1 protein-coding gene is annotated in these 10,772 nt (G+C 75.9%); it reads right to left on the bottom strand.

Annotation, left to right across the window (positions count from 1 at the left end; translation table 11 throughout):
• Positions 1–18: 18 nt before the first annotated feature.
• On the bottom strand, positions 19–10,758 hold the full coding sequence (locus AB0469_RS11370) for a type I polyketide synthase (RefSeq protein WP_366451098.1): 10,740 nt from the start codon (positions 10,756–10,758) through the stop codon (positions 19–21).
• Positions 10,759–10,772: the final 14 nt, after the last annotated feature.

The following is a 10,772-nucleotide window of genomic DNA, read 5'->3' as shown; positions in this document are numbered from 1 at the left end:
CAGCGGTTTCGAAGGTGTTCATTCGCCGAGCGCCAGGTGGACGAGATCGTCGACGTCCAGCTCGGCGATGGGCCTCTCTTCATCGGCCGGGTCGGTACCGCCGATTTCCGGTTCGCCGTCGCCCTGGGCGATCAGCTTGACCAGGGCGTCCATCAGCCCCGCCTCCCGGAACCGGGCGAGCGGGACGGATGCGAGTGCGTGCCTCAGTCGTTCCTCGTCCACGTCCGGTGCGCCCGCGTCGCCGCTCTCCGGAAGCAGTGCGTCGTGCAGGTGCGCGGCGAGGGTCTGCGGGCTCGGGTAGTCGAAGACGAGCGTGGCCGGGAGCTTCAGGCCCGTCGCCTCGCGCAGCCGGTTGCGCAGTTCCACCGCGGTGAGGGAGTCGAACCCGGCGTCCTTGAACGCCAGGTCCGTCCGGACGCGCTCCGGTCCGGCGTGGCCGAGTACGGCCGCCACCCGTGTGCGGACCAGGTCGAGCAGGAGCTTCTTCTGCTCGGCGGCGGGCAGTGCGGCCAGCCGGTCGTGCAGCTGCCGGCCCTCGTCGGCCGCGGCCGCCGTGTGCGCCTGCTGCCGGCCGGCCTTGACCAGCCCGCGCAGCATGTGCGGTACGCCGCCACCCGCCGCCGCGTCGGCGCGTACCGCACGCAGGTCCAGCTTGGCGGGGACCAGCAGCGACTGGCCCGCTCCGACGGAGGCGTCGAAGAGTTCCATCCCCTCCGCCGGGGTCATCGCCCTCAGGCCGCCGCGCCGGTTCATCCGGTTCCGGGTGAGGTCGTCGGTGCCGGCCGCCATGCCTCCGCCGGTCTGGTCCCACAGGCCCCAGGCCAGGGAGAGGCCCGGCAGGCCGGCGGCCCGGCGGTGGGCCATCAGGCCGTCGAGGAAGGCGTTGGCGGCCGCGTAACTGCCGCTGCCCGCACCCATGAACACGGCGGAGACCGAGGAGTAGACGACGAACGCGTCCAGGTCCACACCCCGCGTCAGCTCGTCCAGGTGCCGGACCGCGTCGACCTTCGGCGGGAAGACGCCGGCCAGCCGCTCGGGGGTGAGCGCCCCGATCACGCCGGCGTCGATGAGACCCGCCGTGTGGATGATGCCGGTGAGGGGGTGCCCGTCCGGTACGGACGCCAGCAGCGCTTCGGCCTGGGCCCGGTCGGAGACGTCGCAGGCCACCACCGTGACGGTGGCGCCCCGCTCGGTCAGCTCGGCGACCAGCTCCGGGGCGCCCTCGGCCTCGGGGCCGCGACGGCTGGCCAGCAGCAGGTGCCGTACGCCGTGGACGGAGACCAGACGGCGGGCGGCCAGGGTGCCGAGCGAACCGGTTCCGCCGGTGATCAGGACGGTGCCTCCGGGCGTGAACACCGCCGGGGCGTCCGTGGCCCGGCCGTTCGTACGGGCGAGCCGCGGGACGGTCAGGGTGGTGCCGCGGACCGCGACCTGCGGCTCGCCGCAGGCCAGCACCGCGCCGAGGACCGGCTCCGGCCCGCCCTCGGCGACGGGGTCGGTGTCCACGAGGACGATCCGGTCGGGGTTCTCGGCCTGCGCGGCCCGCACCAGGCCCCACACGGCCGAGCCGGCCGGGTCGGTCACCGCACCGCCGTCACCGGCCGGCACCGCGCCCCGGGTGGCCACGACGAGGCGCGACTCCTCCGGGCCGGAGCCCGCCAGCCACGCCTGCACGACCCCCAGCACGCGGGAGGTCAGCTCCAGAGCCGAGTCCCCGCCGCCGACCGCCTCCAGGACCACGGCGACGGGCGCCTCCCCGTCGGCCGCCAGGGCCGTGACGTCCTCGGCGGTGGCCACCGGAGCCCAGGACACCGGTGCTCCCCCGGCCGTGGACAGCTCCGTCCACTCCACCTCGAACAGCGAGGTGGCGGCGGCCGCGCCCGTCGCCGCGCCCAACTGCTCGACGGACACCGGGCGCAGGGCGAGCGAGCCCACCGTCAGCACGGGGCCGCCGGTCTCGTCGGCCGCCTCCAGGCTGACCGCGCCGGACCCTGCGGGGGCGAGCCGCACCCGCAGCGCCGGAGCGCCGGAGGCGTGCAGCACCAGTCCGCTCCAGTCGAGGGGCTGGCGGGGTTCCCGTGCGTCGGCCGCGTCGAGCGCGCCGATCTGCAGGGCGGCTTCGAGCAGGGCGGGGTGCAGGCCGTACGCACCGGCCGCGCCGCGCTGCTCCTCGGTGAGGGCGACCTCGGCGAAGAGCTCCTCGCCGCGCCGCCACACCGCCCGCAGGCCCTGGAACGCGGGGCCGTACCCGTAACCGCGGCCGACGAGCTCCTCGTGGAGGTCGCCGACCTCGACGGGCCGGGCGCCGGCGGGCGGCCAGGCGGCGAAGTCGAACTCCGCGCCCTGCGGCGCCGGGTGCGGGGACAGGACGCCGGTGGCGTGCCGCGTCCACGCGGCCCCCTCGGCGGTGTCCTCGGGCAGCGAGTACACCTCCACGGTGCGCGCACCGTTCTCGCCGGGCGCGCCGACCGCGACCTGGACCCGGACCCCGCCCTGCTCGGGCAGCGCGAGGGGCGTCCCGATCAGCAGCTCCTCCAGCACCCCGCACCCGGCCTCGTCGCCGGCCCGTACGGCGAGCTCCACCAAGGCGGCGGCGGGGACGAGGGCCACACCGCCGATCCGGTGGTCGGCGAGCCAGGGGTGCGTCCGCAGCGCGAGCCGCGAGGTGAAGACCAGACCGTCCGACTGGGGCAGCTGGACGACCGCACCCAGCAGCGGGTGGTCGGCCTCGGCCTGGCCGAGGGAGGCCGCGTCGGTGGCCGACTCCGGTATCCGCAGCCAGTAGGGCTGGTGGTCGAAGGCGTAGGTGGGCAGGTCCACGTGTGCCGTCGCGGCGGGCAGGACGGCGGTCCAGTCCACGGCCACGCCGCGGACGAACAGCTCGGCCATGGAGGTCAGCAGGCGGCGCGTACCGCCGTCCTCGCGGCGCAGCGAACCGGCGACGACCGCTGCGGTTTCCGTACCGTCCACGGTCTCGGTGACGGGCTGGACCAGCACCGGGTGCGCGCTGACCTCCAGGAACACCCCGTGCCCCTGGCCGAGGAGAGCGGCGACGGCCGGACCGAAGCCCACCCGGCCCCGCAGGTTGCGGTACCAGTACCCACCGTCCAGGACACCGGCCTCCGCCACCCAACCACCGGTCACGGTCGAGTAGAACGGGACCTCGGGAGCCTTCGCCGCGACCCCCGCGAGGGCCTCGGCCAGCAGGCCCTCGATCGCCTCGACGTGCCGGGTGTGCGACGCGTAGTCCACCGCCACCCGACGCACCCGGACACCCTCCAGGGCGAGCGCCTCCAACGCCTCGTCGAGCGCCTCGGCGTCACCGGCGACCACCACCGAGGCGGGCCCGTTGACGGCGGCGACCTCGACCCGGTCCGCCCACCGCTCCAGCTTCGCGACCGCCTCATCGGCACTCAGCGCCACCGACGCCATACCACCCCGACCCGCCAGCTCCTTCGCGATGGCCTGGCTGCGCAGCGCCACCACACGGGCCGCGTCCTCCAACGACAGCGCACCCGAAACGCACGCGGCGGCGATCTCGCCCTGCGAGTGACCCAGCACCGCATCCGGCTTCACACCCACCGACCGCCAGACCTCGGCCAGACCGACCATCACCGCGAAACTCGCCGGCTGGAGCACGTCCACCCGCTCCAGCAACTCCGGCGCCGCCTCGCCCCGCAGGACCTCGGTCAACGACCAGTCGATCCACGGCTCCAGCGCCGCGGCACACTCCGCGATCCGCGCCGCGAACACCGCCGAGGAGTCCAGCAGTTCACGGCCCATACCGGCCCACTGCGACCCCTGACCCGGGAACACCCACACGACCTTGCCCGGCGCACCCGCGCTGCCGGTCACCACACCGGCCGCGTCCTCGCCCCGTGCGAGGGCCTCCAGCCGCATCCGCGCCTCGTCGGCGGACCCCGCCACGACCACCGCGCGCTCACCGAAGAGCGCACGCTCCGCCACCAGCGCCGCGGCGACCTCCGCCAGGGAGGCACCGCCGCCGGCGTACTCCGCCAGGCGTCCGGCCTGACCGGCCAGCGAGGCCGCGCTGCGCGCCGACACCACCAGCGGCACCACACCACCGGCCACCGGAGCCTGCTCCGCGGGCTCCGCCCCGGCCTCGGCCGGGGCCTCCTCCAGGACGAGGTGCGCGTTCGTCCCGCTGATGCCGAACGAGGACACGCCCGCCCGGCGCGGCCGGCCGTCGCGCGGCCACTGCCGCGCCTCGGTCAGCAGCTCGATGGCGCCTTCCGACCAGTCGACCTGGCGGGTGGGCTCCTGCGCGTGCAGGGTCGGCGGCAGGACTCCCTGCCGCAGCGCCTGCACCATCTTGATCACACCCGCGACGCCCGCCGCGGCCTGCGTGTGGCCGATGTTGGACTTCAGCGAGCCCAGCCACAGCGGCCGGTCGGGGTCGCGGTCCTGGCCGTAGGTGGCGAGCAGGGCCTGCGCCTCGATCGGGTCGCCCAGGGACGTGCCCGTCCCGTGGGCCTCGACCACGTCCACGTCCGACGCCGCGAGCCCGGCGCTCTGCAGCGCCTTGCGGATCACCCGCTGCTGCGAAGGACCGTTGGGCGCGGTCAGGCCGTTGGAGGCACCGTCCTGGTTGACGGCGCTGCCGCGGATGACGGCCAGCACCCGGTGTCCGCGCTCGCGGGCCACCGAGAGCCGCTCCAGCACCACGATGCCGACGCCCTCGGACAGGACGGTTCCGTCCGCGCCGTCCGCGAACGCCTTGCAGCGGCCGTCGGCCGCCAGGCCCCGCTGGCGGGACATGCCGAGGACGCCGATCGGCGAGCCCATGACGGCGACACCGCCGGCGAGGGCCATCGAGCACTCGCCCTGCCGCAGCGCCTGCGCCGCCAGGTGCATGGCGACCAGGGACGAGGAACAGGCGGTGTCCACGGTGACCGCCGGGCCCTCGAAGCCGAAGGTGTAGGAGACGCGGCCCGAGGCCACGCTGCCCGCCGTGGCGGTCGTGACGAAGCCTTCGAGTTCCGCGGGCATGTTGCCGAGGGACTCGAGGTAGTCGTGGATGGAGACGCCGGAGAAGACGCCGATGTTGCCGCCCTGCTCCCGGGTCGGGTCGATGCCCGCCCGTTCCAGTGCCTCCCAGGAGGCCTCCAGCAGCAGCCGCTGCTGCGGGTCCATCGCGAGCGCCTCGCGCGGCGAGATCCCGAAGAAGGCCGCGTCGAACTGCGAGGCCTCGTGGAGGAACCCGCCGCGGTGCGTGGACGAGGTGCCCGCGCTGTCCGGGTTCGGGCCGAGCAGGCCGTCCAGGTCCCAGCCCCGGTCGTCCGGGAACGAGGACATGCCCTCACGCCCCTCGGACACCAGCCGCCACAGGTCCTCCGGACCGGCCACCCCGCCCGGCAGACGGCAGGCCATGCCCACGATGGCGATCGGCTCGTCCGGATCCACGACGGCGGACGCGGTGCGCGGGGCGGGAGTGCCGGCGTCGTCGGTGGCTTCGCCGAGCTCGTCGCGCAGGTGGCGGGCGAGGGCGTTCGGGGTCGGGTAGTCGAAGATCAGCGTGGCCGGGAGTTTCACGCCGGTGGCCGCGCTCAGCCGGTTGCGGAGCTCGACCGCCGTCAGGGAGTCGAAGCCGATCTCGTTGAAGCCACGGGTGCCCTGGGCCAGTTCGGGGCCGCTGAAGCCGAGGACGGCACCCGCCTCCTGCTGGACGATGCCCAGCAGGACGGCCTCCTGCTCGGCGGCCGGGAGCCCGGCGAGCCGGCGGACGAGTCCGCCGCTGTCCCCCGCGGCCGCCCGGGCCGTGCGGCGGCCCGCGCGGACCAGGCCGCGCAGCAGGTGCGGGACGCCGCCGCCGGCCGCGGCCTGGGAGCGCAGCGTCCGCAGGTCCAGCTTGATCGGGACGAGCAGCGGCTGGTCCGCGTGCAGGCCGGCGTCGAAGATGTCGAGGCCCTCGGCCTGCGTCAGCGCCAGGACGCCGCCGCGGCTCATGCGCGCCTGGTCGACGGCGCTGAGGTGGGCGGTCAGGCCGGCGCTCTGCTCCCACAGGCCCCAGGCCAGGGAGAGGCCCGGCAGTCCGGCCGCCCGGCGCCGGGCCATCAGCCCGTCGAGGAAGGCGTTGGCGGCCGCGTAGTTGCCCTGGCCGGCCGAGCCCATGAGGGCGGCCGCGGACGAGAAGACGACGAACGCGTCGAGGTCCAGGCCGCGGGTCAGTTCGTCGAGGTGGGTGACCGCGTCGACCTTGGGGGCGAACACCCCGGCCAGCCGCTGCGGGGTGAGGGTGGCGACCACGCCGTCGTCCAGTACGCCGGCCAGGTGCACGACGCCGCTGAGGCGGTGCTCGGCGGGGACGGAGGCCAGCAGGTCCGCGACCTGCCCGCGGTCGGAGACGTCGCAGGCCGCCACCGAGACGGCGGCGCCCTGTCCGCCCAGCTCGGCGACCAGTTCCTCGACCCCTTCGGCCTGCGGTCCGCGGCGGCTGGCCAGCAGCAGGTGCCGTACGCCGTGCCGGGCGACCAGGTGCCGGGCGACGAGGGCGCCCAGCGAGCCGGTGCCGCCGGTGACGAGGACCGTGCCCTGCGGCCCGAAGACGGCGGGGGTCTCCGGGGCGGCCGCGCCGGCGGCCCGTACGAGCCGGGGGGCGGTGAGGGTGGTCCCGCGCACCGCGACCTGGGGCTCGGCACTGGCCAGTACGGCGCCCAGCACCGCCTGGGCGCCGGTGGCGGAGGCGGGGTCGAGGTCGATCAGGACGATCCGGTCGGGGTTCTCCGCCTGCGCGGCCCGCACCAGGCCCCACACGGCCGAGCCGGCCGGATCGGTCACGGTGGCCTCGCCGGCCGGCACCGCGCCCCGGGTGGCCACGACGAGGCGGGACCCCTCCGGGCCGGACCCGGCGAGCCAGGCCTGGACGACCTCCAGCACGCGGGAGGTCAGCTCCAGGGCCGGGTCCCCGCCGCCGACCGCTTCCAGGACCGCGGCGACGGGCGCCTCCCCGTCGGCCGCCAGGGCCGTGACGTCCTCGGCGGTGGCCACCGCCACCCACGGCGTCGCGGCCGCGGGGGCGTCGGAGGGGGCCAGTTCGGTCCACTCCACGCCGAACAGCGCGTCGCGGCCGCCTTCGCCCGCCGCCGCGTCGAGCTGGTCGGCGGAGACCACGCGGGAGACGAGGGAGTCCATGGTCAGGACCGTCCCGCCGGTCTCGTCGGCGGCCTGGAACGACAGGGCGTCCGGTCCGCACGGCGCGACCCGTACCCGCAGGGCCGAGGCGCCGACGGCGTGCAGCCGCAGCCCGTTCCACGCGAACGGCAGGACCTTGCGGTCGTCGTCCGGGTTGGCGAAGGCGTTCGTGTGGAGCGCGGCGTCCAGCAGCGCCGGGTGGATGCCGAACTTCCCGGCCTCCTCCCGCTGGTCCTCGGGGAGGGCGGCCTCGGCGAACACCTCGTCGCCGCGCCGCCACACCGCCCGCAGGCCCTGGAAGGCCGGGCCGTAGGCGTAGCCGCGCTCGACGAGGTCCCCGTAGAAGTCGCCGAGTTCGACGGGCTCGGCGCCGGCGGGCGGCCAGGCGGCGAAGTCGAAGTCCGGGCCGTCCCCGTTCCGGGCGGGCGAGGCCGACAGCAGGCCGGTGGCGTGCCGCGTCCAGGCGCCCGTGCCGGCCTCGTCGGCGGCGTCCTCGCGCAGGGAGTACACGTCGACGCTGCGCAGGCCGGTCTCGGCGGGGCCGCCGACCGCGACCTGGAGGCGGACGCCGCCCTGCTCGGGCAGCACGAGCGGCGCCTCGATGACGAGCTCCTCCAGGACGCCGAAGCCGAACTCGTCACCCGCGCGCACCGCGAGGTCGACGTACACCGTGCCGGGGACGATGACCTTGCCGCCGATCGCGTGGCCGGCGAGCCAGGGGTGCGTGCGCAGCGACAGCCGCGAGGTGAAGATCAGCCCGTCGGACTGCGGGAGCCGGACGACCGCGCCGAGGAGGGGGTGGTCGGAGCCGACGAGGCCCAGGGAGGCCGCGTCGGAGGCACCGGCGCCCATCCGGATCCAGTAGTGCTGGTGGTCGAAGGCGTACGTCGGGAGCTCCGCGCGCCCCGTCGGGGCGGGCAGGACGGGGGCCCAGTCGACGGCCACGCCGCGGACGAACAGCTCGGCCAGGGAGGCGTACAGGCGGCGCAGGCCACCGTCCCCGCGGCGCAGCGAGCCGGTGGCCAGCACGTCGGTTCCGGTGCGGTCGGCGGTCTCGTTGACCGGCTGGACGAGCACCGGGTGGGCGCTGAGCTCGACGAAGACGCCGTGGCCCTGGGCGAGGAGGGCGGTGACGGCCGGCCCGAAGCCGACCTGGCCGCGCAGGTTGCGGTACCAGTAGCCGGCGTCCAGGACACCGGCGTCCTCGATCCAGCCGCCGGTGACGGTGGAGTAGAAGGGGACCTCGGGCGCCCGGGCGGTCACCGGGGCGAGGGCCTCGGCGAGGGTGTCCCTGACGGCCTCGACGTGCCGGCTGTGCGAGGCGTAGTCCACGGCGATCCGGCGGATCCGGACGCCCTGGTCGTCCAGTGCGTCCAGGGCCTCGTCCAGCGCCTCGGCGTCACCGGCGATCACCACGGAGGCGGGGCCGTTGACGGCGGCGACCTCGACCCGGTCGGCCCAGCGCTCCAGACGGGCGGCCGCCTCGTCGGCGCCGAGCGCGACGGAGGCCATCCCGCCCCGACCGGCCAGCTCCTTCGCGATGGCCTGACTGCGCAGGGCGACGACCCGTGCCGCGTCCTCCAGCGACAGCGCACCGGAGACGCAGGCGGCCGCGATCTCCCCCTGGGAATGGCCGAGTACGGCGTCGGGCTCGACACCGACGGACCGCCACACGGCAGCCAGACCGACCATGACGGCGAAGCTCGCGGGCTGGAGCACGTCCACCCGCTCCAGCAGCTCCGGCGCCGCCTCGCCGCGCAGGACCTCGGTCAGCGACCAGTCGACCCACCGCTCCAGCGCGGTCGCGCACTCGGCGATCCGCGCCGCGAACACCGGCGAGGAGTCGAGGAGTTCGCGGCCCATGCCGGCCCACTGCGCACCCTGACCGGGGAACACCCACACGACCTTGCCCGGCCCGCCCGCGCCGGCGGCCCGCCCGGAGGTGACGCCGGCCGCGGTCTCCCCGCGGGCCAGCGCCCGCAGTCCGGCCAGGGCCTCGTCGTGGGAGCCTGCGAGGACGACCGCGCGCTCGGCCAGCACCGCCCGGCCCGACACCAGTGCGCCGGCCACGTCCGCCAGGGGCAGCCCGGGGGCGTCCTCGACGAACGCGGCGAGCCGCTCGGCCTGGGCCGTCAGGGACCCGGTGGTCCCGGCCGACACCACCAGCGGCACCGCGCCCGGGGACTGCTCCGGCGCGGCAGGCGCGGTGGTCTCCTCGGCGGGGGCCTCCTCCAGGATCATGTGCGCGTTGGTGCCGCTGGCACCGAACGAGGAGACGCCGGCGCGGCGCGGGCGGTCGCCGCGCGGCCAGTCGCGTGCCTCCGTCAGCAGTTCGACCGCGCCGGCGGACCAGTCGACCTGCGGGGTGGGCGCGTCGACGTGCCGGGTCGCCGGGAGCACGCCGTGGCGCAGCGCCTGCACCGTGCTGATCACGGCGGCCACGCCGGACGCCGCCTGCGTGTGTCCGATGACGGACTTGACGGAGCCGAGCCACAGCGGCTGCTGCGGGTCGCGGCCCTGACCGTAGGTGGCCAGGAGCGCCTGCGCCTCGATCGGGTCGCCGAGGACGGTTCCCGTGCCGTGGCCCTCGACCGCGTCCACGTCCGCCGGGGTGAGGCCGGAGCTCTCCAGGGCCTTGCGGATCACGCGCTGCTGGGCGGGGCCGTTGGGGGCGGTCAGGCCGTTGGAGGCGCCGTCCTGGTTGACGGCGCTGCCGCGGATGACGGCCAGTACCCGGTGGCCGCGCTCGCGCGCCACGGACAGCCGTTCCAGCAGCAGCACGCCGACGCCCTCGGCCCAGCCGGAGCCGTCGGCTCCGGCGGCGTAGGACTTGCAGCGTCCGTCGAAGGCGAGGGCGCGCTGGCGGGCGAAGCCGACGAAGCCGCCGGGCGTCGCCATGACGGTCGCTCCGCCCGCGAGGGCCATGGAGCACTCGCCGCGGCGCAGGGCCTGCGCCGCGAGGTGGAGGGCGACCAGCGAGGAGGAGCACATGGTGTCGACGGTCACCGCGGGGCCTTCGAGGCCCAGGGAGTAGGCGACGCGGCCGGAGGCGACGCCGCCGGCGGTCCCGAGGGCGCGTTCCAGGCTGAGGTAGTCCTCGTGGCCGCTGAGGTCCGGGGCGTAGTCCTGGTGGACGATGCCGGTGAACACGCCGACGTCGGCGCCGCGCACCGAGTGCGGGTCGATGCCGGCCCGTTCGAAGGTCTCCCAGGACACTTCGAGGAGCTGGCGCTGCTGCGGATCCATGGCGAGGGCCTCGCGCGGGGAGATCCCGAAGAAGCCGGCGTCGAACTGGCCGGCGTCGCGCAGGAAGGCGCCTTCCTTGACGTACGTCGTGCCCGGGTTGTCGGGGTCGGGGTGGTAGAGGCCCTCGACGTCCCAGCCGCGGTCCTCGGGGAACGGGCCGTACACGTCGGCGCCTTCGCGGACCACGCGCCAGAAGTCCTCCGGGCCGCGGATGCCTCCGGCGTAGCGGCACGCCATGGAGACGATCGCGATGGGCTCGGCGGCCGCCGCGGCGAGCGTGCTGTTCTCCTGCTGGAGCCGGGCGTTCTCCTTCAGCGAGGCGCGCAGTGCCTCGACGACCTGCTGGTCGGGCGCCGACATATCCATCCTCCACG

Source organism: Streptomyces sp. NPDC093801 (assembly GCF_040701585.1).
Classification (GTDB): Bacteria; Actinomycetota; Actinomycetes; order Streptomycetales; family Streptomycetaceae; genus Streptomyces.
This window is presented reverse-complemented; position numbering and strand designations above follow the sequence as displayed.

Coding starts and splice junctions, on each gene's coding strand:
- AB0469_RS11370 (WP_366451098.1), bottom strand. CDS start 10,758: ATGTCGGCGCCCGACCAGCAGGTCGTCGAGGCACTGCGCGCCTCGCTG.